The following is a 26,545-nucleotide window of genomic DNA, read 5'->3' on the forward strand; positions in this document are numbered from 1 at the left end:
CTCGCAGGACCGGCTCACTCCTCGCGCTCACGCCTTGACCGCGCCTTCCATGATGCCGCCGATGATCTGGCGGCCGAACACGACGAACACCAGCAGGAGGGGCAGGGTCGCGATGGCCGTGCCGGTGAACACCTGGGACATGTCCTGGTAGTAGCCGTCCGACAGGGCCCGCAGCGACAGCTGGACCGTGGGGTTCTCCGGGTCGTTGAGCACGGCGTACGGCCAGAGGAAGTCGTTCCAGGTGGTCATGAAGGTGAGCAGGCCGAGCACGGCGGCGGCCGGGCGCAGCGCGGGCAGGACCACGTTCCAGTAGATGCGCGCGGTGTTGCAGCCGTCCATCCGGGCCGCCTCGATCAGCTCGGTGCTGACGGCCTGCCCCGCGTACTGGCGCATCATGAACACGCCGAACCCGGTCACCAGAGCGGGGACGATGACCGCCGGCAGCCGGTCGTTCCAGTTCAGCTTGGTCATCAGCAGGTAGAGCGGGATGACTCCGAGCTGGGTGGGCACCATCATGGTCGCGATGATCACCATGAGCATCGCGTTGCGTCCCCGGAACTGCAGCTTGGCGAAGGCGAAACCGGCCAGGGTGGAGAAGAAGACCACCGAGACGGTGACCGTGGTCGCCACGATCGCCGAGTTGATCAGGCCGGTCAGGAAGTACGCGTCGGTGTTCGCGAACAGGCGTGCGATGTTGGCGCCCAGGTTGCCGCCAGGGGTGACCGGTGGGGGCAGTTGCCCCATCGCGTCGCTGGACCGGCTGGCCACCACGAACATCCACCAGATCGGGAAGATCGAGGCGAACGTGGCGACGAGCAGCGCGCCGTAGGTCAGGGGACTGGCCCGCCACAGCCGGCTCATGACCGGTCTCCCTTCCCGGCGCCCAGTCGCCGGATGATCAGCACGTTGATCGCCGCGACGACGGCGATGAGGACGAAGAGCAGCCAGGCGACCGCGGAGCCGTAGCCGAAGTTGTAGTACGGCGCGAAGGCGTTCTCGAACATGTACATCGTCACCGTCTGCGACTCCCGGGTCGGTCCACCCCGGATCGCGTTGGTGCCGGAGTGGAAGAGCCGGGGCTCGGTGAAGAGCTGGAGCCCGCCGATCGTGGAGATGATGACCGCGAAGATGATCGTGGGCTTGAGCAGCGGGACGGTGATCGACCAGAACTGCCGGGCCCGGTTCGCGCCGTCGATCGCCGCGGACTCGTAGAGGTCCCGGGGGATGGCCTGCATGGCGGCCAGGAAGATCAGCGCGTTGTAGCCGGTCCACCGCCAGTCGACCATCGCCGAGATGGCGACCCAGGAGGCGTACCGGTTGGACTTCCAGTCCACGCCGTCCAGCCCGACCAGGTCCAGCAGCCAGTTGATCATGCCGAACTCGCGGCCGAAGAGCACCCCGAACACGATCGCCACGGCGGCGGTGGAGGTGACGTTGGGAACCAGCACCGCCATCCGCCACCCGGTGCGTGCCCGTAGCTGGCGGTTGAGCATGTTGGCCAGCCACAGCGCCGCGAGCAGCTGCGGGACGGTGGAGATGACGAAGATGCCCAGCGTGTTGACCACCGCGTGCCAGAAGTCCGCGTCGGCCAGCAGTCGGGTGTAGTTCTCCGCGCCGATGAAGGTGGGGTTGCTGCCGAGCAGGTCCCAGTCGTGCAGCGAGACCCAGAGGGTGTACGCCAGCGGGTAGGCCCCGAAGATCGCGAAGAGCAGGAAGAACGGGGCGATGTACAGGTAGGGCGACCACTTCGTGTCGAACCGGCTGAGCCGGTGCGACCGGGTTGGTCGTACGGGTGACGCCGCCACGACCGGCGGCCGCGCGTCGAGCTGCACGCTCACGGCCCGAGACTCCTTTCCACGCCGCCCGCCCCCACCGGCCGGGCCGCCGTCGACTCGTCGGCGGCCGGACCGGTGGGGGCGGGCGGGGAGCGGTTACTTGGCGGCGGCCTTCTTCGCGTTGTTCACCGCGTCGGTCCAGCCCTGGTCGGGGGTGCGCTGGCCGAGTTCGACCGTGCGGACGGCGTTCTCCACCTCGGTGCGGACAGCCTGGTTCTTCGGGCCCATGTAGACCGGCTTCAGGTTCTTCGCCCCGGTGGCGAAGATCTGCCCGACGGGGGCGTCCGAGAAGTACGCGTTGGTGGAGCCGGTGATCGCCGGGTCGTCCAGGGCCTGCGGCGAGGAGGGCAGCGGGCCCTTGGCCTTGAATGCGCCGATCTGGCCCTTGGCGCTGGTCAGGAACTTCGCCAGCTCGATCGCCTCGGCCTGGTGCTTGCTCTGCTTCGGCACGGCCAGGTAGGAGCCGCCCCAGTTGCCGCCGTTGCCGGGCACCTGGGCGATGTCCCACTTGCCCTTGCCGGCCGGGCCGGCGTTGCCCTCGATGACACCGGTCATCCAGGCGGGGCAGGCGATGGTGGCGAACTTGGCCTGCTTGAACGCCGAGACCCACTCCTCCGACCAGGCGCCGTACTTGCCGGAGAGGCCGGAGTCGATGATGTCCATGGTGGTGTCCCACGCCTGCTTCACGGCCGGGTTGCTGTCGACCACCAGGTTGTCGCTCGTGTCGTAGTAGTGGTGGCCCTGCGCGTTGCCGGCGGTCTGGAGCACGATCGTGTTGAACGTGTTCGTGGCGGCGTCGAGGAAGGACGCCCCGGTCTTCGCGGCGGTGAACCTCTCACCGACCGCGACGTAGTCCTGCCAGGTCGGCCAGAGCTTGCTCACCGCGTCCCGCTCGGTGGGCAGCCCGGCCTTGGCGAACAGGTCCTTGCGGTAGCACATGGCCATGCCGCCGACATCGGTGCCGAGGCCGATGAGCTGCTTGCCGTCGGCGGTGAGCCCGGCGTTCCACTTCCACTCCAGGAAGTTGCCCTTCAGCTCGGCCGCGCCGTGGTCGAGCAGGTTGACGAAGTTGCCCGGGTTGGCCTTGTACTCGACCAGCAGGCCCTCCTCGATGGCGACCACGTCGCCGGCCCCCTTGCCGGCGGCCAGCCACTGGGTCAGCTTCGGCGAGTACTCGTCGAGGTTGCCGCCGGTGCCCCGTTCGACGATCTTCACGTCGGGGTGGCTGGCCATGTACTCCTTGTAGAGCTCGTCGTAGCCGAACTGGCCGAAGACGTCGACGGTCAACGTGATCGGGCCGTCGGCGGCATCCTCCGCGTCGCCGCCGCCGCAGGCGGCGGTGGCGAGCAGGGCGGTGGCGGCGACGAGGGCGACCGCCGCGCGGCGGCGGAGCGAATTGGCACCCATGTGTCTCGGACCCCTCTCAGGTCGGGTGGGTGGTGGTCGTCGGTGAAGCTGAGAGAGCGCTCTCTCGCAGCCTGTCGGGTCGCCCCCCGGCTGTCAAGAGAGCGCTCTCTAATCGAGACCGACCGCCCCGCCTTCAAACGGACAGAGTGGCCGTTCCGGCGGGAACGGCCACTCCTTCGGGTGCGTGCTGCGGTGCCTCAGCCGGTGCGCAGGCCGCCCAGCAGCGCGCGCTCGCCCGTCACGCCCAGCGTGTCGAAGCTGACCCGGCCCCACAGCGCCAGCAGCAGGTCGCTGGCGGTCCCCGCCACCTGCGCCCGGGCGTGGTGGTCGTCGTGGTCGAAGATGGTGGCGGTGTCGAGCAGGGCCACGCCCTCGCCGCGCAGCCGCAGGAACCAGTCCTGCCCCGCGTCCGTCGCCGTCAACTGCACCACCCCGTGCCACGGCCCGTGGTTGAGCCGCCGGCCGGCCGGGAGCCAGGTGTCCAGCACCTCGCTCACCCCGTCGGCGGCGAGCTTCGCCTCGATCGGCTCACCGGCGGCGATGGCGAGCTGGGCGTCCCAGCGGTGCACCGCCGTCTCGTGCGCCATCCGGCGCGGCCAGAATCCCGCCTTCTTCGGCTGCGGCGCCCAGTTCCACGCCGGCGCCTCCGGGTCGAGCGCGTCGAGGAGGGTCATCAACTGGTCGTACGACTGCTGCCAGATCTGGAGCGCGGTGGTTCCGGCCTCCAGTTCGGGGCGCTGGGACCGGGTCGGAGGTGCCGTGGCGACCGGCGACCCGACGAAGGAGTGGACCCAGCGGTAGATGCCGGCCAGGTGCAGGGTCAGATCGGTGACCGTCCAGCCGGGGCACGAGAGAACGGGTGTCTCCGGCGGGGCCTCCGCCACCGCGGCGGCGAACGTGGGGCCCTCCGCCCGTAGTGCCCCGATCCAGAAGTCCTTCGTCACGTGCAGTCTGCTCATCGCCATCCTCCCGGGGGTGACCGGGCCACCAGTGGGTGCCGCGGCTACCCCTCAGCCTAGGGTGAAAGGCGTGTCAGACGTCTACGCCCAGCCGACGACCGGAGCCGAACCCGACACCAGGTGCCATCTCGCGCCATACACGACATTGCGCCTCGGTGGCGTGGCCGATCGTGTCGTCACCGCCACCACCGCCGACGACATCGTCCGGGCGGTCCGGGAGGCCGACGGCCCCGTCCTCGTCCTCGCCGGCGGCAGCAACGTGGTGATCGGCGACGCGGGCTTCTCCGGCACCGTGGTCCTGGTCCGCTCACGCGGGGTCCGCGTGCTCGACGAGGACGACGACACCGTCACCGTACGGGTCGAGGCCGGCGAACCGTGGGACGAGCTGGTCGCCCGTACCGTCGCCAACGGCTGGTCCGGGTTGGAGTGCCTCTCCGGCATCCCCGGCTCCACCGGCGCCACCCCGATCCAGAACGTCGGGGCGTACGGCCAGGAGGTCGCCGAGACCATCACCGGTGTGCAGGTCTACGACCGGGTGGCCGGCACCACCGACCGGATCGCCGCCGCCGACTGCGGCTTCGCGTACCGGTCGAGCATCTTCAAGTACAGCGAGCGCTGGGTGGTGCTCTCGGTCGACTTCCGGCTCGGCCGGTCCCCGCTCAGCGGCCCGATCCGGTACGCGGAACTGGCCCGCTCCCTCGGCGTCGAGGTGGGGGACCGGGTGCCGCTGGCCGACGCGCGGGCCACCGTCCTGCGGCTGCGCGCCGGGAAGGGCATGGTCCTGGACGGCGTCGACCCCGACACCTGGTCGGTCGGCTCGTTCTTCACCAACCCGGTGCTCGACCGGGCCGCGTACGAGCTGCTGCGGGAGCGGGCCGCCGACATCGGCGAGCCGCCGGCCTGGCCCGGCGCGGGAGACGCGGTGAAGGTCAGCGCCGCCTGGCTGATCGACCAGGCCGGCTTCGGCAAGGGCCACCCGGGTCCCGAGGGCGTCGCCATCTCCACCAAGCACACCCTGGCGCTGACCAACCGCAGCGGCACCGCCAGCACGGCCGCCCTGGTGGCCCTGGCCCGCGAGATCCGCGACGGCGTCCGGTCCCGCTTCGGCGTGACCCTCCACCCCGAACCCGTCTTCATCAACTGCACCATCTGAAAATTTCCGATCCCACGGGCGGGCGGGGCGGGCGGGTGGGTCAGGTCGGGGTTACGGAAGGCCAGGGGACGGTGAGTTCGCCGTGGCGCCAGCGGCGGGGGCCGTCCAGGACGGGCCAGCCGGACTCGCGGACGGCCGTCACGGTGCGTAGCCAGCGCTGGCGGGGGCCGAAGGGGGCGTAGCCCGCGGCGGCGTGCCAGGCGTCGTCCAGGGCGCGTAGGAGATCGTGGATCCGTTCCCCGGGCACGTTGCGGTGGATCAGCGCCTTCGGCAGCCGCTCCGCGAGCTGACCGGGGCTCTCCAACGTGGTCAGCTTCGCGGCGAGGGTCAGCGTGCGTGGCCCCGAGGTGTCGAGCAGCACCCACCCGCCGAGGCGGCCCAGCTCGTCGCAGGTCCCCTCGACCAGCAGTCCGCCCGGTGCGAGTCCGGCGGTGATGGTCCGCCACGCCGCCCCGGCCTCGCTCTCGTCGTACTGCCGCAGCACGTTGAAGGCACGGACCAGCGCGGGGCGGAGCCCGGCCAGCTCGAAGCCGCCCCGGGCGAAGGCGAGGCCGGGCGGGTCGGCGGCGGGCAGGGCGGCGGCGACGCGTACCGGATCGATCTCCAGGCCGACCACCCGGACGTCGGCGCGGACCGCGGTCGCCAGCCGGGCGCGCAGCTCCACGGCGGTGACCGGGGAGGCGCCGTAACCGAGGTCGACCACCAGAGGGTCGGCGGCGGCGCGCAGCGCGTCGCCGCAGGTCTCGACGATCCAGTTGTCCACCCGGCGGAGCCGGTTCGGGTTGGTCGTCCCCCGGGTGACCGCGCCGACCGGCTTCATTACGGTCACCTCCGTTCGACTGCGGGGCTGGCAGACCCGGCTCACTCCTCGCGCTTCACTGTCCCACCCGGTGGACCTTGTGCTGCGCGGCCTGCGCGAGCGGGCGGACGACCAGACGGTCCACGTTGACGTGGTGCGGCCGGGTCGCGCACCAGGCGACGCAGTCCGCCACGTCGTCGGCGACCAGCGGCTCGGCCACCCCGGCGTAGACGCCCGCCGCGCGCTCGGCGTCGCCGTCGAAGCGGACCAGCGCGAACTCGTCCGTCCGCACCATGCCGGGGTCGATCTCGACCACCCGGACCGGACGGCCGCACAGCTCCAGCCGCAGCGTGCCGGCCACCGCCGTCTGCGCGTGCTTGGCGGCGGCGTAGCCGCCCCCGCCCTCGTACACGGTGAAGCCGGCGGTAGAGGAGACGACCACGATGGTGCCGGCGCCGGACGCCTCCAGCGCGGGCAGCAGCGCCTGGGTGACACGCAGGGTGCCGAGCACGTTCACGTCGTACATCCACTGCCAGTCACCGACCGACCCGGTCTCCACCGGGTCGAGGCCCCGCGCGCCGCCGGCGTTGTTGACCAGCAGCGTGACCTCACCCGGCACGGCCCGGGCCGCCGCCGCCAGCCCGGCCACCGACTCGTCGGAGGTCACGTCGCAGGCCACCGCGGTGGCCGCGCCACCGGCGGCCTCGATCTCCGCGACCAGCGCGGCCAGTCTCTCGGTACGCCGGGCGGCGGCAAGCACGTGGAAACCCTCGGCGGCGAGGCGGCGGGCGGTGGCCGCACCGATCCCGCTGGACGCTCCGGTGACGACGGCGACAGAGGTCATCCGGTCATTCTCACCCCGGACGGGACCCGCCGGCGTGATGAGGTCCGTCACGCCGGGGACCCGCCCCGAGGTATTACCGATGCCCGATGGGGAAGATGACACCCGGCGTGGAGGTTGACCGAGAAGCGCCGGTCGTGCGGACGGCAACAACCGTGACAGAGGGAGCGGACGTGGCGGAGATGCACACCGGTGTCGGTCGTCAGCGAGGTGCGCAGCCGTGGCCCCGCCCCCGCCGCATCGCCACCCTGTCGGTGCACACCAGTCCCCTGCACCAGCCGGGCACCGGGGACGCCGGCGGGATGAACGTGTACATCCTGGAGGTCGCGCGCCGGCTCGCCCAGGCCGGCGTGGAGGTCGACATCTTCACCCGGGCCACGTCCGGTGACCTGCCCCCGGTGGTCGAGATGGCACCCGGCGTGCAGGTCCGGCACATCACCTCCGGTCCCCTCGAAGGGTTGACCAAGGAGGAGCTGCCCGGCCAGCTCTGCGCGTTCACCGCCGGGGTGCTGCGGGCCGAGGCGTCCCGCCCGCCGGGCCACTACGACCTGATCCACTCCCACTACTGGCTCTCCGGTCAGGTCGGCTGGCTGGCCAAGGAGCGCTGGGGCGTACCGCTGGTGCACACCGCGCACACCCTCGCCAAGGTGAAGAACGCGCAGCTCGCGGCCGGCGACCGGCCCGAGCCGAAGGCCCGCGTCATCGGCGAGGAACAGGTCGTCGCCGAGGCGGACCGGCTGGTCGCCAACACCAAGGTGGAGGCCGGAGACCTCATCGAGCGGTACGACGCCGACCCGACCCGGGTCGCCGTGGTCGAGCCGGGGGTGGACCTGGACCGCTTCCGCCCCGCGCCCGGTGACCGGGAGCGGGCCCGGGTCGTCGCGCGCCGCCGGCTCGGACTGCCGGAGACCGGCCACGTGGTGGCCTTCGTCGGCCGGATCCAGCCGCTGAAGGCGCCCGACGTGCTGATCCGGGCGGTCGCGGCGCTGCGCAACCGGGCTCCGGCGCTCGCCGAGGACCTCACGGTGGTCGTGTGCGGCGGCCCGAGTGGCAGCGGGCTCGACCGGCCGACCGCCCTGATGGAGCTCGCCTCCTCCCTGGGGGTCGCCGACCGGGTGCGTTTCCTGCCGCCGCTCACCGGCGACGACCTGCCCGCCCTGTACCGGGCGGCGGACCTGGTCGCGGTTCCGTCGTACAACGAGAGCTTCGGCCTGGTCGCCCTGGAGGCCCAGGCCTGCGGTACGCCGGTGGTGGCCGCCGCCGTGGGCGGTCTGGTGACCGCGGTGCGGGACGAGGCCAGCGGCGTCCTGGTCGACGGCCACGACCCGGTCGACTGGGCCCGTACGCTCGGTCGCCTGCTGCCCGACCGGGCCCGCCGCGCCGAGCTGGCCCGGGGGGCGGAGCGGCACGCCCGCAACTTCTCCTGGGACCGTACGGTCTCCGGCCTGCTCGCCGTGTACGGCGAGGCGGTCGCCGGGCACCGCACCCGACTCGCCTCGGAACTCGCCGGCTGCGCCTGGTGAGGGTGTAAGGAAGGGCCCCCTCTTAACGCCTCCGGTAGAGGAAGGGTCCCTGCTTAACACCCGCACCAGACCGGCCGTCCGGTGGCCGGGCGGCGGCGGCCGTAGAGTGGGTGCGATGAGCGGGAAGACTGATCTTGCGGCCCTGATCGAGTCGGTCTGCGACGAGCGGGAGCTGGCCTGGGAGTCCACCGGGCCGGGGTCGTACGCGGTCACTCTGCCGGGGACCCACAAGTTGAAGACGGTCTGCAACCTGATCGTCGGCGAGCACGCGCTGCGGGTCGAGGCGTTCGTGATGCGCCAGCCGGACGAGCGGCGCGAGGAGCTGTGGGCGTGGCTGCTCCAGCGCAACGCCCGCATGTACGGGGTCTCGTTCTCCATCGACGCGGTGGGTGACGTCTACCTGACCGGGCGGGTGAACCCGGCGGGGGTCGACGCCGAGGAGCTGGACCGCCTGCTCGGTGCCGTCCTCACGTACGCCGACGAGTCGTTCGACACGATGCTGGAGATCGGCTTCGGAAGCTCGATCCGCCGGGAGTGGGAGTGGCGGGTCAAGCGCGGCGAGTCCACCGCCAACCTCGCCGCCTTCGCTCACCTCTTCGAACCGTCGACCGGGTCGGCGGGCGGAGGTTCGGACCGGTCCTGACGGGTATGCCGCACCGCGCGGTGCGGCACTGGGACCCGCCGCGCGCCGAGGACGGACTGTCGAGGAGCGTGAGCGTCCCATGGCTCAGCAGCGAAGCAGCTCAGGTCGCGGCGGGACTGCGACCAGGACGAAACAGCAGGCGGGCAACCAGACGGCGAACACGCCGGACATCTCCGAGTCCGCGATCTCCCGGATGAAGGTCGACGAGCTCCGGGGTCAGTTGCGCCGGCACGGTGTCTCCGGCACCTCCGCCCTGCGGAAACCGGAACTGGTGAAGCAGCTCGTGCGGACCCTGCGGGCGGAGCAGCGCGGCGGGGCGGGGCGGAAGGCCACCGGCCCCGCCGGGCGTGCCGGCGGGACCCGCGCGTCGGCCGGTCGTGCCGCCACGACGAAGAAGGCGGCCACGAAGAAGGCCGCCGCGAAGAAGGCCGCCGCGCCGAGCCGGGCGAAGGCGGCCCCCGCGAACAAGACCGCGCCGGCGAAGAAGGCCGCCACGAAGAAGGCGGCGGCGAAGAAGGCGGCCGGGCCCGCGAAGACGGCCCCGGCCCGGAAGGCCGCGCCGGCCCGGAAGACGACCACCGCCAGGGCGGCGCCCGCGAAGAAGGCGGCGACACCGTCGCGGGCCCGCGCGACGGGCGGCGGTACGGCGGCAGCCGGCGGTGCGCGCGCCGGCCGGAGCACGTCCCGGTCGGTCCGGTCGTCGCAGGCCATCTCGTCGCCGGAGGATCGTCCGGAGCGGCCGGGCCGGAGCCTGGTCACCACCAACCACGACGTGATCCGGCGCTGGGCGCAGGAGCGTGGCGCCATCCCGGCGACGATCAGCGGCACCGAGCGGGAGGGCCGGGCCGGCGTGCTCACCTTCAACATGCCCGGTTACCGCGAGAGCAGCCGGATCCGGGAGATCACCTGGGACGAGTGGTTCGGGACCTTCGACCAGCGGAAGCTGAACCTCATCTACCAGGAGCAGCTGCGCAACGGCCGGCAGAGCAACTTCTTCCGCACCGAGTCACCCGACCGGGAGGACGCCTGAGTGTTTGCGGGAATGGTCGACGGGTAAGCGCTGTTGGCCACAGACGAGCCCGACATACGGCGACAGAGGTGCCGGACCACCCGGTGCTGTGACCGGCGAGACACCCAGTCAGGTTGAATCCGTAATCCCGGGCGAACTAACTTTATTGCACCGCGCCACGCTCGGAACCGTTCGGGGGAGCGGGGGATCGATCAGATCCGTGCACGAGCGGGGTGCGGGGGACGGGTGGACCAACACCGTTGGGGGACGGTGGCCACCTGTTGGGACCGGCGGCGCGAGCGGGCGACGCTTACGGGGGTGAGTGCCGCCCGCCGCCGCCGGTCATACGGTGCGGACGCCCGTCACGACCTGGGTCGTGGTGGGCGTTTCGCATGTCCGGCCGGCGTCAGTTCTCGCCGGCCAGGGCGGGCTCCCGGATGTCCGTCGTGGCTCGGCGCCGGGCGGCCACGCGGCGCTCGCGGGCGGGACCGGTGACCAGGTGGCCGACGGCGGCGAGGAACCCCAGCCCGCCGACGATGAGCCAGTGCCGCTCGCCGAGGTACTGGAGGCTGACGCCGCCCAGGGTGGGCGCCACGAACGACGCCACCGGGAAGGCCAGGTAGAAGACCGACTGGTAGCGGGCACGCAGCTCCGGCGGTGCCAGGTCGGCGTTGATCTGCGCGTTGGGCGGCGCGGCGAGCATCTGACCGACCGTCCAGACCACCGCCGCGGCGAGGTAGACCGCCAGCGCGTCGGCGAACGCCAGGGCGGTGAAGCCGACACCGAGCAGCGCCGTGGAGACGGCCAGCACCCGGTCCCTGCGGTGCCCGTCGATCAGCCGGGGCACGAAGAGCTGCCCGAGCACGATCAGCACGCCGCCGAGCGCCACCACCGCGCCGTACGCCGACGGACGCAACCCGTCGTCCCGCATCGCCAGCGGCATGATCGTGGACGTCTGGAGGGTCAGGACCGCCAGCACGAGGGTCAGCCCGACGAAGGTCAGGAAGGTGCGGTCGGTCAACGCGGTGCGCAGCCCCGGCGGCCGGACACCGTCCGCATTCCGGACCCGTACCGTGCGCCGGGCGCTGATCCTCAGGCGGCCACGGCCACCGGGCAGCGTCTCCGGCACCTTGAGAGCGATCACCACGGCGGCGGCCAGCGTCGCCGCCGCGTCCACCAGGAACAGGGCCACGAAGCTCGCCTCGGCCAACAGGCCGGCCAGCAGGGAGGCGACCGCCATGCCCAGGTTGAACGCCCAGAACTGGAGGTTGAAGGCGCGCGAGCGGCGTCGCTCGGGCACCACGTCGACGATCGCCGCGACGAAGGCGGGGCTCGGCATCGAGTGGGCCATCCCGACCAGGGCGGCGAGGACCGCGATCACCACCAGGTGCCGACTGAACGCGAGCGCGACCATCAACCCCGAGGTGACCAGGTGCGCGGCCAGCAGCGTGGCCCGCCGGCCCCACCGGTCGGCCAGTACGCCCCCGAGCAGCACCCCGGCCGCCCCGCCGATCCCGTACGCCCCGACCACCGTCCCGGCCAGCGACTCGGACGCCCCGCGTGCCTCGGTCAGGTAGAGCGACAGGAAGAGCATGGCGAACGCGCCGGCCCGGTTGATCAGCAGGCCGGCCCAGAGGTACCAGAAGGTGGCGGGCAACCCGCCGGCGGTGTCGTCCCACCAGTGCCGCAGGCTCCGCACCCGTCCCCCAGACAGTTCAGTTTCCTAACCGATCGATTCCCGACGGTAGGAAGCCCAACCCTCCGAGCGCCAGGGTGTCCCGCGTCACCACACGGGTCCCGGGCTCACTGACCGATCGTGGCGGGGGAGGGGCGGGTGGCCGGCAGGGGCTCGGCCGGTGCGGTGGCCGCCGCCTCGGCGGCCTCCGGTGCCGGCAGGTCGAGGGCGACCGCCGGGACGAGGGGCGCGGTGGTCGTACGCAGGGCGGTGGCCCGTCGTTCGCGGGCCGGCCCGGAGACCAGGTGCGCCACCGCCACCAGGCCGCCGACCGCCGCGCAGCCCAGCCAGAGCGTGGCGTTGCCGCTCTGTTCGCGCACCAGGCCGCCGAGGACCGGCGCCGTGGCACCGGCGACCTGCCAGGACAGCGAGAAGGTGCCCTGGTAGCGACCGCGCAGCGCGGCGGGGGACAACTCGGCGATGAGGGTCGCGTTGGAGGGCGAGTTGAGCATCTCGCCGAGGGTCCAGATCAGCACCGTCACGCCGTAGAACCAGGCGGTCTCGGCGAAGGCGGTGAGGCCGAAGCCGACGCCCATGACGACCGCGGCCAGGGCGAGCACGTGCGACCGGCTCCGGCCGCGGATGAGCCGGGGTACGAAGAGTTGGCCGGCCACGATCAGGATGCCGTTGAGGGCGATGACCGAGCCGTAGGTGGCCGGGGAGAGCCCGGACTCGCCCATCGCGATCGGCAGCATCGAGATGTGCTGGAGGAACACCAGCGCGGAGAACAGGTTGAGCACGACGAAGCCCAGGAACACCCGGTCGGCCAGGATCGTGCGCAGGGCCCCGGCGGGCGCCGGGCCGCCCTTGCGGGCGGCGGTGGTGCTGGCCCGGCGGGTCTCCCCGACCCGGAAGAAGATGATCAGCGCGGTGGCCAGCGTGGTGGCCGCGTCGACCGCGAAGAGCAGCAGGTAGCCGACCTCGGCGGCCAGGCCGGCCAGGATGGCCGCGCAGGCGAACCCGAGGTTGATCGCCCAGTAGTTCAGGGAGAACGCGCGCAGCCGGTCCTTCTCCGGGACCACGTCGATCATCATGGCGCCGAACGCCGGCCGCGCGGCCTCGGCGAACGTGCCGAGCAGGAACGCGCCGAGCGCCACCGCCCAGAGCGGCCGGGCGAAGCCGAGGGCGAGCATCATGGTGGCCGCGCCGAGGTGGGCGGTGAGCAGGGTCGGCCGCCGGCCCCACCGGTCGGTCAGGGTGCCGCCGACGGTGGTGCCGATGGCGCCGCCGACACCCCACAGGCCCAGCACCAGGCCGGCCTGGGTGGCGGAGAAGCCGCGCTCCAGGGTGAGGTAGATGGCGAGGAAGACCAGGACGAACGAGCCCAGGCGGTTGATCAGGGTGCCGGCCCAGAGGTACCAGAAGATTTTCGGTAACCCTCCGGTGGTGTCCTGGAACCAACCCCGCATCGTCCGCACGTCGGCGCCCCCGCTCCCCGTAATGACCGGCATGATCACAGCGCCTTACAACCTAGTGAACGGCGAGAGTCGTGGTCACCGGATTTTCCACGTGGTGGTCGTCACCACCCTTCCCGCGTAGCCGGTGTCGGGTTGGGGCAGGATGATCGGCATGACTGCGAGCGAAGGGCCCACCGTCGGGACGCTGGTCCTGCTGCGGCACGGCGAGAGTGACTGGAACGCGAAGAACCTCTTCACCGGCTGGGTCGACGTCGACCTGACCGAGAAGGGCGAGAACGAGGCGCGGCGCGGCGGCGAACTGCTCCGCGAGCACAGCCTGATGCCGGACGTCGTGCACACGAGCGTCATGCGGCGCGCGATCCGCACCGCTGAGCTGGCGCTGAACGCCGCCGACCGCCACTGGATCGCGGTGCGGCGGTCGTGGCGGCTCAACGAGCGGCACTACGGCGCGCTGCAGGGCAAGAACAAGAAGCAGACCCTGGAGGAGTACGGCGAGGAGCAGTTCATGCTCTGGCGCCGCTCGTACGACACCCCGCCGCCGCCGATCGACGACAACGACGAGTTCTCCCAGGTCGGCGACCCGCGGTACGCGCTGCTGCCGACCGAGCTGATGCCCCGGACCGAGTGTCTGAAAGACGTCGTCGAGCGGATGCTGCCGTACTGGTACGACTCGATCGTGCCGGACATCCTGGCCGGCCGGACCGTGTTGCTGGCCGCCCACGGCAACTCGCTGCGGGCGCTGGTCAAGCACCTGGACCAGATCAGCGACGAGGCGATCGCCAAGCTGAACATCCCGACCGGCATCCCGCTGCGCTACGACCTGGACCCGCAGCTGCGCCCGCTCACGCTGGGTGGCACCTACCTCGACCCGGCCGCCGCCAAGGCCGCCGCCGCCGCGGTGGCCAACCAGGGCCGCTGACGGACCGCCGGCGCCGCAGAACGTTAGGAAGGGCCCCCTTTTATGCACCAGGCGTTAACAGGGGGCCCTTCCTTTCACCTCAGCTGGCGGGGGCCTCGCCGGTGATCAGGTAGACGACGTGCTCGCCGGCGTTCACCGCGTGGTCGGCGAACCGCTCGTAGAAGCGGCCGAGCAGCGTGGCGTCGATCGCCGTCTCCACCCCGTACGGCCAGTCGTCGCCGAGCAGCACCCCGAACAGGCTCTTGTGCAGGTCGTCCATCGTGTCGTCGTCGCGGTCCAGCTCGGCGGCGAGGTCGGCGTCGGGCTTGGCCAGGACCGATGCGATCTTGCCGCCCATCCCGTCGGCGATGTTCGCCATGTCGGTGAAGATCGGCCGCAGCTCGGCCGGCACGGCCGGCGAGGGGTGCCGCCGCAGCGCGGTCTTCGCGACGTGGTCGGCCAGGTCGCCCATCCGCTCGAGGTCGGCGGCGACGTGCAGCGCGGTGATCATCGCGCGCAGGTCGGAGGCGACCGGGGCCTGGCGGGCGAGCAGGTCGCAGACCCGCTCCTCGACGTCCCGGTAGAGGCCGTCGATCTCGGCGTCCCGTTCGATGACCGACTCGGCAGCCTGCCGGTCGGCGGTGAGCAGGGCGCGGGTGGCGTTCCGCATCGCGGCCCGGACCCCCTCCGCCATGTCCACCAGCAGTTGGCTGACGATCTGCAGATCGGCCCGGAACTCGTCGCGCATGGTCACGTCCTGTGGTCGGTGGTCGCCGGCCGAGGAGGCCGACGGGTGGGAGCAGGTGCGCAGCCCACGGTAGGCCGGGCGGGCGGACCGGAGATTAACCACGGTGAACGACGCCGGACGTGACAGTGAACATTCCCGGAAGCGAGAGTGGTTCGTCCCGTTCTGGGCGGTAGCCAGGTTAACAATGACCCTACGATCGCCGGGTGGACTGGGCGGTGACGGTCGCGGTGGCCGTGGGTGTGGTGGCCGGGCTGGCGGCCGGGGTGCTGCTGTCCCGGTGGCTTCCGGCACTGCGTGGCCGCACCACCGGAACGGGGAGCCGCCGGTCCGGCTTCCTCTGGAACGCAGGGAGGCGCGCGATCGCCGAGGATCCGCAGTCCGGGCTCGGTCGCCGGACGATCGACTCGCTCCGGGCGGGTGTCGTCGTGCTCGACCCCGACGACGTGCCTCTCGTGGTCAACCCGGCCGCACGGGCGATGGGGCTGCTCCGCACCGGCGCGACACCGGGCTCGATGATCGCCCACCCGCTGATCCGTACGCTCGCCGGGCAGGTCCGCCGCACCGGCGTGCGCCGCGAGATCGAGCTGGACCTGCCGCGGGGCCGCGACAACGCCGGTGAGAACCCGCTCGGGGTGCACCTGCGGGCCATGGGGCTGGGGGGCGGCTACATCGCGGTGGAGGCGGCCGACGTGACCGAGTCGCACCGGCTGGCCCGGGTGCGGCGTGACTTCGTGGCCAACGTCAGCCACGAGCTGAAGACCCCGATCGGCGCTCTGCAACTGCTCGCCGAGGCGCTGCTGGACGCCACCGAGCCGGCCGGCGAGGGGCAGCCGGACCTCTCCGAGGACCTGGTCGCCGCCCGCCGGTTCGCCGAGCGGATCCAGCACGAGTCGACCCGGCTGGGGCGGTTGGTGCAGGAGTTGCTGGAGCTGACCCGGCTCCAGGGGGCCGAGCCGCAGCCCGCCCCGGAGCCGGTGGCGGTGGACTGGGTGCTCGCCGAGGTCGTCGACCGTACGCGCACCAGCGCCAGCGCCCGCCGGATCGACGTGGTCGTCGACGTCGAGCGGGGGCTTACCGTGTACGGCAGTGACACCCAGCTCGCCACGGCGGTGGCGAACCTGGTCGAGAACGCCGTGAACTACTCGGGCGAGGACACCACGGTCCGGATCACCGCGCGAGCCGAGGGCGAGCACGTCACGATCGCCGTCACCGACCAGGGCATCGGCATCGCCCCGACCGACGTGGACCGGATCTTCGAGCGTTTCTACCGCGCCGACCAGGCACGGTCCCGGTCCACCGGCGGGACGGGCCTCGGCCTCGCCATCGTCAAGCACATCGCCAGCAACCATGGCGGAAGGGTCGAGGTGTCGAGCACTCTTGGTGGTGGGTCGACGTTCACCCTCCGGCTGCCCGCCCGTCCGCCGGACGACCTCCTGGCGACACTGCCCTCCGCTGGGATCGAAGCCGGTCCGGCCGGGCTCCGGCAGGTCTGACAGCAATGGAAAGGAAATCCCCGTTGAGCCGCGTTCTGGTGGTCGAGGACGAGGAGTCATTCTCCGACGCCCTGTCGTACATGCTCCGCAAGGAGGGCTTCGAGGTGTCCGTCGCCGCGACGGGGCCCTCCGCTCTCACCGAGTTCGACCGGACCGGCGCCGACATCGTGCTGCTCGACCTGATGCTGCCCGAGATGTCGGGCACGGAGGTGTGCCGCCAGCTCCGGCAGCGCTCGCACGTGCCGATCATCATGGTCACCGCCCGGGACAGCGAGATCGACAAGGTGGTCGGTCTGGAGATCGGGGCCGACGACTACGTCACCAAGCCCTACTCGCCGCGTGAGCTGGTCGCCCGGATCCGGGCGGTGCTGCGTCGGCAGAGCGCCGAGGTGGCCGAGTCAGGTGCGCCGACCCTGGCCGCCGGGCCGGTGCGGATGGACATCGAGCGCCACGTGGTGACGGTGGACGGCGCCGCAGTCCAACTGCCGCTCAAGGAGTTCGAGCTGCTGGAGCTGCTGCTGCGCAACGCCGGCCGGGTGCTCACCCGGGGCCAGCTCATCGACCGGGTCTGGGGGGCCGACTACGTCGGCGACACCAAGACCCTGGACGTGCACGTCAAGCGGTTGCGCTCGAAGATCGAGCCGGAGCCGTCCGCGCCGCGCTTCATCGTCACCGTCCGGGGCCTGGGCTACAAGTTCGAGCCGTGACCTGACGTACGCGAGAGGGGCCCGCGCCGATCGCGCGATCCCCTCTCGTCCCTGGTCGTGTCAGCGCACGATCTTGACGTTGAAGATGCCGGTGCCGAGGCGGCCGTAGAGGCGCAGCCAGATCGGCAGCAGCATCTCGGTGCCCCGGGCGGTCGAGATGTCGCCCAGGTCGATCACGTCGGTGTGCCCGAAGCTGGTGAGCAGTTCGGTCACCGTCTTCTTGGCGCCCTCGTCGTCGCCGGAGACGAACACGGTGTGGTCGCCGTCGGCGAGCTGGCGGGGGTGGACCATCAGGTCGGCGGTCAGGGTGTTGAGCGCCTTGACCACCTTGAGCCGCGGGAACGCGCGCTGGATCCGCTCGCCGAGAGAGTCGGTGTTGAGCACCGACAGGGTGGGCGGGAAGCCCGCGGAGAAGTCGAGCGGGTTGGCGATGTCCAGCAGGACCTTGCCGGCCAGGTTGTCCTCGCCAGCCGCGGTCAGGGCGGGCAGTGAGCCGTCGCCGGTGGTGGCGTTGACCACCAGGTCGGCGTCCGCGGTGGCGTCGGCGTACCTGGCCAGGCCGACCTCCGGGTGCTGGGCCGCCCATGCGGCGTGGTCGCCGCCCCGGTCGCGGGTCGCCGCCACGTCGCGGGTGCCGATGGTGACCTGGTGGCCGAGTTCGGCCGCGCGGGCGGCGATCGCCCGACCCACCATGCCGGTGCCGAGTACCGCGATGCGCATGTCTCTTCCGTTCGTCCGGTGTTCGCGCGAGCCGCCGCGCGCTGATGCAGCGAGACTAACAGACAGGTCTGTCTACTGGACAGACCCGTCTGTAGGATGGGGCTCATGTCCGCGCCCGCGCACCGCGTCCCCGCCGGCTCCGCCCGGGAGCGCATCCTCGACACCGCCTTCCGGCTCTTCTACGCGTACGGGCCACGCGGGGTCGGGGTCGACACGGTGATCGCGGAGTCCGGCGTCGCCAAGGCCACCCTCTACAAGCACTTTCCCCGCAAGGACGACCTGGTGCTGGCGTACCTCGACAAGGTCGACCAGGCGTGGTTCGGCGCGCTGCGCGCGGCTGCCCGGGACGCCGGCGACGACCCGCGCGACCAGCTCGTCGGGATGTTCGACGCGCTGGTCGGCGCCTGCCGGCGGGAGGGCTACCACGGGTGCGCGTTCATCAACACCGCCGCCGAGTCCCCGGCTGGCAGCGAGGTGCACGCCCGGACGGTCGAGCACAAGACGGTGGTCCGCGCGTGGGTGACCGACCTGGCCCGCCGGGCCGGGGCTCCCGAGCCGGAGCTGCTCGCCCGTCAGCTCACCCTGCTGCTCGACGGTGGCCTGGCCGGCGGCGTGCTGGACGGCGATCCGGCGATCGCGGAGGCCGCCCGGCGCAGTGCCCGCGCCCTGGTCGACGCCGCCCTGGCCTGACCGGCCCCTCCCTGCCGTGGTTCGAGCGGTCGCCCGCCGCCCGGTGTGGTCGATCAGTGCGGCCGGGCTGGCCACTGAAAGTAGTCAGCCCCCTCTCGCGACTGGTTTGACGCTCCGTGACGTGCCCTGCGGCGACACACGAATCGCCTCCGGCCCTTTGCTCTGCTTGCCTATACGCACCATCGAGCTGAACAGGTATTTCGTTCAGGAGCAAGGTCCGCATCGGCGACGCGGGTCCTCACGAAGAGTGCCTGGCGCGTATAGGTATGCAGAGCAAAGTGGCCGGCGGGGCCTTGGCGCGCTCGCGACGGCGTCACTCCTCGTGACGGTTGGTCAGAGAGATCCGGCGACCACGATCCAGCCGCTCCGCTCGTTGCAGGTCAGGCGGGATCGGCGGGGTGCGGGGCGACCTGGCCCTGCCGCAGTCGCGCACCGCACAGCTCGGCCAGCTTCGCGTACGCGGGTGCGCCGATCAGCGCGGTCAGCTCGGGCCCGTAGGAGACGTACATCGGGTCGGCGCCGACGTGCGCGTCGGTCGACGAGGTGCACCACCAGTGCAGGTCGTGCCCACCGGCGCCCCAGCCCCGGCGGTCGAACTCACCCAGCGTGGACACCAGCACCTTCGTGTTGTCCGGCCGCTTGACCCACTCCTGGTCCCGGCGGACGGGCAACTGCCAGCAGACGTCCGGCTTGTACTCCAGCGGGTGCACCCCGTCGCGCAGCGCCTGCGCGTGCAGGGCGCAGCCGCCTCCGGCCGGGAAGTCGGCGTCGTTGAGGAAGACGCACGGGCCGTCGTCGGCCTGCGTGGCCGTACGCCGGGCCGACGCCTTGCCGTCGAGCGTGTCCTCCTCGGTCCAGTTCTTGAAGCCCCGGCGGTGGTGCTGCCAGGTGGCCGGGGTCAGGCGCCGCACCGCGGAGCGGACCCGCTTCTCGTCGTCGGCGTCGGTGAAGAACGCGCCGTGCGAACAGCAGCCGTCCTGGGCGCGCCCCTCGACGATGCCGTGGCAGCCCCGGGCGAAGATGCACGTCCAGCGGGACAGCAACCAGGTGAGGTCGGCCCGGACCACGTGCGTCTCGTCGGCCGGATCCGCGAACTCGATCCACTCCCGGGGAAAGTCCAGCGCAACCTCGCGACTGCGCGGGTCCGCCGGGTCGTCCACGAGCACACGAAGTTCGATCTGCCCTGTCACCCGGCCAGCGTACGCGCGGAGTCCCTCGCGGGCTGACGAGCCGACGAAACGTGTTGGCCCTAGTGTCTTCTGCATGCGACTGGGAGTCCTCGACGTCGGGTCCAACACGGTGCACCTGCTGGTGGTCGACGCCCACCGGGGCGCGCACCCCTGGCCGGCGCACTCGGAGAAGGTGGTGCTGCGCCTCGCCGAGCAGATCGGCCCGGACGGCGCGCTCACCGAGGCGGGCGCCGACGGCCTGGTCAAGGCGGTCAGCATGGCCAGGGCGGCGGCCACCGGCCTGGAGGCGGACGATCTGATCGCGTTCGCCACGTCCGCCGTGCGCGACGCCACCAACGCGGGCGAGGTGCTCGCGCGGGTGCGGGAGGAATCCGGCGTACGCCTGGAGGTCCTCTCCGGTTCGGACGAGGCGCGGATGACCTTCCTCGCGGTGCGGCGGTGGTTCGGCTGGTCCGCGGGGCGGTTGCTGGTGCTCGACATCGGCGGCGGCTCGTTGGAGCTGGCTGCCGGGATCGACGAGAACCCGGACGTCGCGGCGTCGCTGCCGCTCGGCGCCGGCCGCCTGACCCGGGACCGGCTCCGGGTCACTCCGGACACCACGAGGCCGCCGTCGGCCCGGGCGGTGGAGGAGTTGCGCGAGTACGTGGACGACCTGCTCGACCCGGTCGTCACGAAGCTGACCGAGGTGGGCTGGGAGCGGCCGGTCGCCACCTCCAAGACGTTCCGCACGCTGGCCCGGCTGGCCGGCGCGGCACCGTCGAGCGCCGGGCTCTGGGCCCGACGGCAGCTGACCCGCGCCGGGCTGCGGCAGGTGCTCGGCTTCATCCGGCACATCCCTCCGGCGCAGCTGGTCGAGTTGGAGGGCGTCAGCGTGGGCCGCGCCCACCAGGTGCTCGCCGGCGCGGTCGTCGCCGAGGCGGTGATGCGCCGCCTCGACATCGACGCCGTCGACATCTGCCCCTGGGCGCTGCGCGAGGGCGTGATCCTGAGCCGGCTGGACCAGCTCGCCCCGGTGTGACCTGGCGCGCGGTGTGGGTGCTTTGCGGGTACTCGTCCTGATGCCTCCGCGCGGCGCCCGCTACCCTCGACGGTGTGACTTCCCGCGTCCCGGTGCTCCTGTCCACGTCCTCGGTCTTTCCCGAACGGACCGCGGCGGCGTTCCAGATGGCCGCGGCGCTCGGCTACGACGGCGTCGAGGTGATGGTCTGGACCGACGCCGTCAGCCAGGACATCGGGGCGCTCCGTGGCCTCGCCGAGCACTACGGCGTGCCGGTGCTCTCCGTCCACGCCCCCTGCCTGCTGGTCACCCAGCGGGTCTGGAGCCCCGACCCGTGGGAACGGCTGCGCCGCTCGGCCGAGATGGCCGAGACGCTGGGCGCGCCCACCGTCGTGGTGCACCCGCCCTTCACCTGGCAGCGGGACTACGCGCGCACCTTCTCCGAAGGGCTGGCAGAGGTCGAGGAGCGCTTCGACGGGCTGCGCTTCCCGGTGGAGAACATGTACCCGGTACGGATGGCCGGCCGGCAGTTCGTGCCGTACGTCCCCGGCTGGGATCCGACCGCGACCGGGTACGCCTCGTACACGCTGGATCTCTCGCACTGTGCGGCGTCCCACAGCGACTCGCTCGTCATGGCCGACCGCATGGGCACCGGCCTCGCGCACGTGCACCTCGGCGACGGCACCGGGGAGGGGCGCGACGAGCACCTGGTGCCGGGGCGGGGCAACCAGCCCTGCGCCGAGGTGCTCCGCTCACTGGCCTGGCGCGGCTTCACCGGCTCGGTCGCCGTGGAGGTCTCCACCCGGGGCGCCAAGAGCCGGTCGGTCCGTGAGGCGGACCTGCGGGAGGCCTTGGAGTTCGCCCGCCAGCACCTCGGCACCCCGTCCCCGGTCGACGCCTGACCGGCGCCGGATCCGCCGCACCCGGTCGACGCCGTCGACGCCGACCGGGTCGGACGGGCGTCAGCTGACCGGGCTGAGGGACTCCGCCGGAGCGGCCTGCGCGGCGACGACCTGCTCGCCGACGGCCGCACGCTTGCGGGCGCGGTGGGCGGCCACGTGCGAGCGGGTGGCGCAGCGCTCCGAGCAGAACCGGCGGCAGCAGTTCGACGAGGTGTCCAGGTAGACGTTGCCGCAGCGCTCGTCGGCGCAGACGCCGAACCGGGCGCTGCCGTACTCGCAGAGCCAGACCGACAGGCCCCAGACCGCGCCTGCCAGGTACTCCGCGCTCACCGACGCGCCCCGGCTGGTCACGTGCATGTGCCAGTCGCTGGAGTCGTGCCCGGAGATGCGCGGCTGCACCGGGAACGCCTCCAGCAGCGCGTTGAGCTCGGTCACCGCCTGGCCGTCCCGCCCGGACGTGCCGTACTCGAAGACGTCGCGCAGGCGCTTCTGCGCCCGCCGGAAGATCGCCAGGTCCCGCTCGGACACCTCGTCCCGCATCCACTCGCTGGCGTCGGGGAAGAGGGCCCGCAGGTCGTCGAGGTCGTCCAGGCGGGCATTGACGAGGTCAACGCCGGTCCGGGCGTACGCGTCGAAGTTCACGCCCCCAACGGTAGACGACTCACGGCGTACGCGGCGCGTCGATGTAGTGCGGCAGGAACCGCGCGTAGCCGTCGGTGATCAGGCTCTCGCTCTCCCGCACCCCGGCGCCCGCCGACTCACCGTCGACGATCCAGCTGCCCAGCACCATGCGGCTGCCGGCGAACTCGGGCAGCGCCCGGAACTCCTGGTAGCACCAGCCCTCGTCGCCGTAGATCCCCGGGTTGGTGATCTCCGTCCCGCCGGTGACGATCCGCACCGACCCGCCCTCCCGGCCCAGCAGCGGCTTGGCCACGTACTCGGACATGCCCCGGGGCGAGTCCAGGTACGCCGGCAGCAGCAACTCGTGCCCCGGATACAGCTCCCACAGCACCGCGAGCAGCGCCTTGTTGGACAGCAGCAGTTTCCACGCCGGCTCGATCCAGGTGGTCGGGGTGCCCGGGTCCAGCGCCCGCCGCCCGTACGGCTCGGCGACCATCCACTCCCAGGGGTAGAGCTTGAAGCAGGTGGTGACCGGCGCGTCCGCCGCGTCGACGAACCGCCGGCCGTCCCAGCCGATCTCCTGGATCGGCAGCAGCTCCACGTCCAGCCCGGCCTGGCGGGCGGTCTCGGCCAGGTAGCCGGCGGTCATGTGGTCCTCGCCCGACTCCTCCTCGCTCGACCAGACCACGTGCACCCGCCGGTCGTGCAGGCCCGCCCCGATCTTGGCCCAGGCGCCCACGAGGCGCTCGTGGATGCTGTTCCACTGGTCCGACTCGGGGCGGGTGTCCTCCAGCCAGTACCACTGCACGATGCTCGCCTCGACCAGCGCGGTCGGGGTGTCGGCGTTGTACTCCAGCATCTTCGGCGGCCAGGTGCCGTCGTACCAGAGGTCGAAGCGGCCGTAGAGGGTCGGCGGTGCCTCGCGCAGCGACCGGGCGACCGCCTCGGCGGCCCAGGCCGGGATGCCGAACTCGGCGTAGCGGTCACGGGCCACCACGTGCTCGGCGGCGGCCACCGACATCCGGTGCAGCTCCTCGGTGGCCTCCTCGAGCCGGAGCACCTCGTCCAGGTCGAACGCGTACGCCGCGGTCTCGTCCCAGTACGACATGATCCCGCCGTCGGGCAACTCGGTGTCCACGTACACCAGGCCCTGCGAGCGGATCGTGGCGTCCCAGTCCGGGCGGGGGGTGGTCGTCTCCCGGCGCACCTCAGCCGCCGCAGGCGGCGAGGTGGGTGCCGAAGCCGCCGCGATCCGGCAGCGCCGCCTCGGCGGACCGGTCGTCGGCCCCGGCGGGGACGGCGGCCGGGACGGGCTCGCGCAGCGCGAGGGCGACGGTGCCGCCACCCCCCACCGGCCCGAGCGCGCAGTCGTCATCGTCGTCGTCGGAGGTCATGTTGCAGCCGGAGAGGGCCAGCGCCAGCGCGGTGAGGGCGCCGAGCTGAACGGAGGCCGACCGGAGCCGGCGATGGGGGTGTGCGGTCACGACTCGGTTGTAACCGATGAACGCCATTCCCGCGTCCCCCACCCGTGCAAGGAAGGGCCCCTTCATATCGTCTGGAGTGGTGAAAGGGTCCCCTGCTAACACCTGGGACGAGGCGTCGCCCGGACCCGGCCGCCGCCCGGCGGAGCGCTCGGGGAGGGCGTTACGCTCAGTTCATGCTCCGTTCCGTCATCCTCGCCGCCTCCCGGTCATCCCAGGTCGAGCGGCTCGTCGCGACGGCCCCGTTCACCCGGGACGTCGTCCGCCGGTTCGTCGCCGGCGCCAAGACCGACGACGCGTTGCGCGCGACCCGCGAACTCGTCGACGACGGTCTCGCGGTCACCCTCGACAACCTCGGCGAGGACACCGTCACCCCCGACCAGGCCAACGCCATCCGGGACGAGTACCTGAGGCTGCTGACCGTGCTCTCCGGCGCCGGGCTGACCCCGGCCGGCGAGGTGAGCGTGAAGCTGTCCGCACTCGGGCAGGCGTTCGACGAGCAGCTCGCGTACGACAACGCGCGGGCGATCTGCGCGGCGGCCGACGAGGCGGGCACCACGGTCACCCTGGACATGGAGGACCACACCACCACCGACTCGACCCTCGACATCCTGGCCAAGCTGCGCAAGGACTTCCCGTCGACCGGTGCCGTGCTCCAGGCGTACCTGCGGCGCACCGAGTCGGACTGCCGCGAGCTGGCGACGGCCGGGTCCCGGGTGCGGCTGTGCAAGGGCGCGTACAAGGAGCCCGAGTCCGTGGCGTACCAGTCCGCCCGCGAGGTGGACAAGTCGTACGTCCGCTGCCTGAACATCCTGATGTCCGGCGAGGGTTACCCGATGCTGGCCACCCACGACCCGCGCCTGATCGCCATCGGCGAGGACCGGGCCCGCTGGTTCGACCGCGGGCCGGACAGCTTCGAGTTCCAGATGCTGTACGGCATCCGGCCCGAGGAGCAGGCCCGCCTGGTCGGCGAGGGCTACACCGTGCGCACCTACGTCCCGTACGGCGACGAGTGGTACGGCTACCTCATGCGCCGCCTCGCCGAGCGCCCCGCCAACCTGACCTTCTTCGGCCGGGCCCTGATCTCCAAGAAGTAACCACCACCTCGGACGGCCGGACGGGCCGGCGGTGACTCTGCCTGTCGCCGCCGGCCCGTCCGTCGTCTCCGTAACCTTGACGGATCTGGCTAATGGAATTAGCTTTAGAGCTATGACGATTAGCTTTGTGGGGCGGGACGCCGGACGGATCGCGTACGAGGTGCACGGGCAGGGCCCGCTGGTGGTCCTGTCGCACGGCATGGGGGAGAACCGGGGCTCGTTCCGGCACCTCGTTCCCCTGCTGGTGGAGGCCGGCTACCGGGTCGCCTCGGTGGACGTCCGGGGGCACGGCGAGTCGAGCGCCGGTTGGCCGTCGTACGCCCCGGCGGAGGTCGGTGCGGACCTGCTCGCCGTGGTCCGCGACCTCGGCGGCGGGCCGGCCACCCTGGTCGGCAGCTCGTCCAGCGCCGCGGCCGTGGTCTTCGCCGCTGCCGCCGCGCCCGACCTGATTGCCGGGATCGTGCAGGTCGGCGCGTTCGTCGGGCAGGCGAAGCCGAACCCGGCGATCCGTCTCGCCCAGTTCGCGGTGCTGCGCAGCCCCCGGCTGTTCGGGATGTTCCACCGCTCGCTGTTCCCGGGCCCCCGGCCGGCCGACGACGTCGCGTACCGGAAGGCGATGGTCGCCAACCTGCGCGAACCCGGCCGGATGGCCGCGACCCGGGGCGTCATCGCGCCGGTCGAACCACACTGGACCGCGCGGGCCCGCGAGGTGCGGCAGCCGGTGCTGGTGCTGATGGGCGCGAAGGACCCGGACTTCCCCGACCCCGGTGCCGAGGCCCGCGCCGCGCGGCGCCTCTTCGCCACCGCCGAGGCCCGCATGATCGGCGACTCCGGTCACTACCCGCACGCCGACCAGCCGGCCGCCACCGCCGCCGTGCTCGGGGAGTTCCTGGCGGTGACCGCCGGTGCCTAGGGCCGGCCTCACCCCGCAGATCGTGGTCCGTGCGGCGGCCGACCTCGCCGACGAGGTCGGCCTCGACCGGCTCACCCTCGCCGCCGTGGCCGCCCGGCTCGGCGTCGCGCTGCCCAGCCTCTACAAGCACGTGCGCGGCGCGGACGCCCTCCACCAGCAGCTTTCCGCGCTGGCCACCGCCGAGATCGCCGACGAGATGACGACGGCCGCCGCCGGCCGGGCCGGCGTCGACGCCCTCCGGTCCGTCGCCGCCGCCTACCGCGCGTACGCCCGCCGGCACCCCGGCCGCTACCCGGCGACCCAACGTGCGCCGGACCCGGCCGACGCCGCGCACCGGGCCGCAGGGGAGCGGGCGGTCACCGTCATCTACGCCATCCTGCGGGGGTACGGGGTGACCGGCGAGCCGGCCGTCGACGCGGTACGTGCCTTCCGCGCAGCCGTGCACGGCTTCGTGATGCTGGAGGCGGCGGGCGGGTTCGGCCTGCCCCGGGACGTGGACCGCTCCTTCGACCGCATGGTCGACGGAGTGGACGCCGCCTACCGCTCCTGGCCCCGCGAAGACTGACCGCCCCGCCCCCTCCCCTCCCCTCCCCGCCCCGTCCCCCTCCCCACTCCCGCGATCTTGCACTTTCGGCCGCCGATCTGCGTCCTTCGCCCCTTTTGCCGAGGCACAAAGTGCAAGACGCTTCTATGTGTGTGGTGATCGGTTCGGCTGGTTGCCGTTAGGGTTCGGCGTTGGTGATCACTTGGGTGACTCTGCTAGCGA

Annotated in this window: 27 protein-coding genes; 13 read left to right on the top strand and 14 right to left on the bottom strand. The window is 72.2% G+C overall.

Annotated elements, in window-relative coordinates; genetic code table 11:
- Positions 1-27: 27 nt before the first annotated feature.
- The 4 genes from ACIBR0_RS22845 to ACIBR0_RS22860 form a co-directional block, all read right to left on the bottom strand.
- Entirely contained in the window at positions 28-861 is an 834-nt protein-coding gene (locus ACIBR0_RS22845; RefSeq protein WP_396718795.1) for a carbohydrate ABC transporter permease, read from the bottom strand.
- A complete protein-coding gene (locus ACIBR0_RS22850; RefSeq protein WP_396718797.1) occupies positions 858-1,838 on the bottom strand; it encodes a carbohydrate ABC transporter permease in 981 nt (326 codons plus the stop codon). The genes ACIBR0_RS22845 and ACIBR0_RS22850 overlap by 4 nt, the downstream gene beginning before the upstream one ends.
- 93 nt (positions 1,839-1,931) lie before the next feature.
- Positions 1,932-3,242 carry an extracellular solute-binding protein gene (locus ACIBR0_RS22855; RefSeq protein WP_396718799.1) on the bottom strand — a complete coding sequence of 437 codons (1,311 nt, stop codon included), beginning with the start codon at positions 3,240-3,242 and terminating at the stop codon, positions 1,932-1,934.
- A 197-nt stretch (positions 3,243-3,439) separates the two neighbouring features.
- Entirely contained in the window at positions 3,440-4,201 is a 762-nt protein-coding gene (locus ACIBR0_RS22860) for a maleylpyruvate isomerase family mycothiol-dependent enzyme (protein WP_396718801.1), read from the bottom strand.
- A gap of 70 nt (positions 4,202-4,271) precedes the next feature.
- Between ACIBR0_RS22860 and ACIBR0_RS22865 the strand changes: the two genes are divergently transcribed.
- On the top strand, positions 4,272-5,354 hold the full coding sequence (locus tag ACIBR0_RS22865) for a UDP-N-acetylmuramate dehydrogenase (protein ID WP_396718803.1): 1,083 nt from the start codon (positions 4,272-4,274) through the stop codon (positions 5,352-5,354).
- A 40-nt stretch (positions 5,355-5,394) separates the two neighbouring features.
- On the opposite strand, the gene ACIBR0_RS22870 is transcribed toward ACIBR0_RS22865, so the two are convergent.
- Both ACIBR0_RS22870 and ACIBR0_RS22875 read right to left on the bottom strand, forming a co-directional pair.
- A complete protein-coding gene (locus ACIBR0_RS22870; protein WP_396718805.1) occupies positions 5,395-6,174 on the bottom strand; it encodes a class I SAM-dependent methyltransferase in 780 nt (259 codons plus the stop codon).
- Between the two features lie 55 nt (positions 6,175-6,229).
- Positions 6,230-6,997, bottom strand: coding sequence for an SDR family NAD(P)-dependent oxidoreductase (locus tag ACIBR0_RS22875; RefSeq protein WP_396718807.1), 768 nt, complete (start codon positions 6,995-6,997; stop codon positions 6,230-6,232).
- A 95-nt stretch (positions 6,998-7,092) separates the two neighbouring features.
- Between ACIBR0_RS22875 and mshA the strand changes: the two genes are divergently transcribed.
- The 3 genes from mshA (at position 7,093) to ACIBR0_RS22890 (ending at position 10,190) form a co-directional block, all read left to right on the top strand.
- A complete protein-coding gene (gene mshA / locus ACIBR0_RS22880) occupies positions 7,093-8,517 on the top strand; it encodes a D-inositol-3-phosphate glycosyltransferase (protein WP_396718854.1) in 1,425 nt (474 codons plus the stop codon).
- A gap of 115 nt (positions 8,518-8,632) precedes the next feature.
- Positions 8,633-9,160: a YbjN domain-containing protein gene (locus tag ACIBR0_RS22885; protein ID WP_357030454.1), complete on the top strand. Its 528-nt coding sequence runs from the start codon at positions 8,633-8,635 to the stop codon at positions 9,158-9,160.
- A 79-nt stretch (positions 9,161-9,239) separates the two neighbouring features.
- Entirely contained in the window at positions 9,240-10,190 is a 951-nt protein-coding gene (locus ACIBR0_RS22890; protein WP_396718809.1) for a hypothetical protein, read from the top strand.
- Between the two features lie 385 nt (positions 10,191-10,575).
- Here the strand turns inward: ACIBR0_RS22890 and ACIBR0_RS22895 are convergent, their stop codons facing one another.
- A complete protein-coding gene (locus ACIBR0_RS22895; RefSeq protein ID WP_396718811.1) occupies positions 10,576-11,868 on the bottom strand; it encodes an MFS transporter in 1,293 nt (430 codons plus the stop codon).
- 104 nt (positions 11,869-11,972) lie between these two features.
- Entirely contained in the window at positions 11,973-13,322 is a 1,350-nt protein-coding gene (locus ACIBR0_RS22900; protein ID WP_396718813.1) for an MDR family MFS transporter, read from the bottom strand.
- Between the two features lie 151 nt (positions 13,323-13,473).
- On the opposite strand from ACIBR0_RS22900, the gene ACIBR0_RS22905 reads away from it, so the two are divergent.
- The gene (locus ACIBR0_RS22905) at positions 13,474-14,241 is read left to right on the top strand and encodes a phosphoglyceromutase (RefSeq protein ID WP_357032056.1); all 768 of its coding nucleotides are present in this window, start codon (positions 13,474-13,476) and stop codon (positions 14,239-14,241) included.
- 79 nt (positions 14,242-14,320) lie between these two features.
- On the opposite strand, the gene phoU is transcribed toward ACIBR0_RS22905, so the two are convergent.
- Complete coding sequence (gene phoU, locus ACIBR0_RS22910; protein ID WP_357032053.1) at positions 14,321-14,968, bottom strand: phosphate signaling complex protein PhoU; 648 nt, start codon at positions 14,966-14,968, stop codon at positions 14,321-14,323.
- A gap of 203 nt (positions 14,969-15,171) precedes the next feature.
- Between phoU and ACIBR0_RS22915 the strand changes: the two genes are divergently transcribed.
- Together ACIBR0_RS22915 and ACIBR0_RS22920 are read left to right on the top strand one after the other, a co-directional pair.
- Positions 15,172-16,461 (top strand): sensor histidine kinase, encoded by a 1,290-nt coding sequence (locus ACIBR0_RS22915; protein ID WP_396718816.1) that lies wholly within the window; start codon positions 15,172-15,174, stop codon positions 16,459-16,461.
- 23 nt (positions 16,462-16,484) lie between these two features.
- Positions 16,485-17,168, top strand: a complete 684-nt coding sequence (locus ACIBR0_RS22920; RefSeq protein WP_357032047.1) for a response regulator transcription factor — start codon at positions 16,485-16,487, stop codon at positions 17,166-17,168.
- Between the two features lie 60 nt (positions 17,169-17,228).
- On the opposite strand, the gene ACIBR0_RS22925 is transcribed toward ACIBR0_RS22920, so the two are convergent.
- Positions 17,229-17,888 carry an NADPH-dependent F420 reductase gene (locus tag ACIBR0_RS22925; RefSeq protein ID WP_396718818.1) on the bottom strand — a complete coding sequence of 220 codons (660 nt, stop codon included), beginning with the start codon at positions 17,886-17,888 and terminating at the stop codon, positions 17,229-17,231.
- Positions 17,889-17,993: 105 nt separating this feature from the next.
- On the opposite strand from ACIBR0_RS22925, the gene ACIBR0_RS22930 reads away from it, so the two are divergent.
- Entirely contained in the window at positions 17,994-18,578 is a 585-nt protein-coding gene (locus ACIBR0_RS22930; RefSeq protein ID WP_396718820.1) for a TetR/AcrR family transcriptional regulator, read from the top strand.
- A gap of 380 nt (positions 18,579-18,958) precedes the next feature.
- Here ACIBR0_RS22930 and ACIBR0_RS22935 read toward each other — a convergent pair whose 3' ends face one another.
- Positions 18,959-19,768: a hypothetical protein gene (locus ACIBR0_RS22935; RefSeq protein WP_396718822.1), complete on the bottom strand. Its 810-nt coding sequence runs from the start codon at positions 19,766-19,768 to the stop codon at positions 18,959-18,961.
- 73 nt (positions 19,769-19,841) lie between these two features.
- Here ACIBR0_RS22935 and ACIBR0_RS22940 point away from each other — a divergent pair, with 73 nt between their 5' ends.
- Together ACIBR0_RS22940 and ACIBR0_RS22945 are read left to right on the top strand one after the other, a co-directional pair.
- On the top strand, positions 19,842-20,786 hold the full coding sequence (locus ACIBR0_RS22940) for a Ppx/GppA phosphatase family protein (RefSeq protein WP_396718824.1): 945 nt from the start codon (positions 19,842-19,844) through the stop codon (positions 20,784-20,786).
- Positions 20,787-20,860: 74 nt separating this feature from the next.
- Complete coding sequence (locus ACIBR0_RS22945; protein WP_396718826.1) at positions 20,861-21,667, top strand: sugar phosphate isomerase/epimerase family protein; 807 nt, start codon at positions 20,861-20,863, stop codon at positions 21,665-21,667.
- Positions 21,668-21,727: 60 nt separating this feature from the next.
- Here ACIBR0_RS22945 and ACIBR0_RS22950 read toward each other — a convergent pair whose 3' ends face one another.
- Genes ACIBR0_RS22950 through ACIBR0_RS22960 form a run of 3 tightly spaced genes read right to left on the bottom strand, consistent with a single transcriptional unit; the run spans position 21,728 to position 23,772 of the window.
- Entirely contained in the window at positions 21,728-22,309 is a 582-nt protein-coding gene (locus ACIBR0_RS22950) for a CGNR zinc finger domain-containing protein (RefSeq protein WP_396718828.1), read from the bottom strand.
- Between the two features lie 19 nt (positions 22,310-22,328).
- The gene (locus ACIBR0_RS22955) at positions 22,329-23,495 is read right to left on the bottom strand and encodes a glutathionylspermidine synthase family protein (RefSeq protein WP_396718830.1); all 1,167 of its coding nucleotides are present in this window, start codon (positions 23,493-23,495) and stop codon (positions 22,329-22,331) included.
- Position 23,496: 1 nt separating this feature from the next.
- Positions 23,497-23,772 carry a hypothetical protein gene (locus ACIBR0_RS22960; protein WP_396718832.1) on the bottom strand — a complete coding sequence of 92 codons (276 nt, stop codon included), beginning with the start codon at positions 23,770-23,772 and terminating at the stop codon, positions 23,497-23,499.
- Between the two features lie 173 nt (positions 23,773-23,945).
- On the opposite strand from ACIBR0_RS22960, the gene ACIBR0_RS22965 reads away from it, so the two are divergent.
- From ACIBR0_RS22965 to ACIBR0_RS22975, 3 genes are all read left to right on the top strand, one after another.
- A complete protein-coding gene (locus tag ACIBR0_RS22965) occupies positions 23,946-24,866 on the top strand; it encodes a proline dehydrogenase family protein (protein ID WP_396718834.1) in 921 nt (306 codons plus the stop codon).
- A gap of 112 nt (positions 24,867-24,978) precedes the next feature.
- A complete protein-coding gene (locus tag ACIBR0_RS22970) occupies positions 24,979-25,779 on the top strand; it encodes an alpha/beta fold hydrolase (protein WP_396718836.1) in 801 nt (266 codons plus the stop codon).
- Positions 25,772-26,344 carry a TetR/AcrR family transcriptional regulator gene (locus ACIBR0_RS22975; protein ID WP_396718838.1) on the top strand — a complete coding sequence of 191 codons (573 nt, stop codon included), beginning with the start codon at positions 25,772-25,774 and terminating at the stop codon, positions 26,342-26,344. Before ACIBR0_RS22970 ends, ACIBR0_RS22975 begins: the two co-directional genes overlap by 8 nt.
- The last annotated feature ends 201 nt before the right edge of the window (positions 26,345-26,545 follow it).

Origin of the sequence: Micromonospora sp. NPDC049497 (assembly GCF_044465805.1) — a bacterium.
In the GTDB taxonomy this organism is placed as follows: Bacteria; Actinomycetota; Actinomycetes; order Mycobacteriales; family Micromonosporaceae; genus Micromonospora.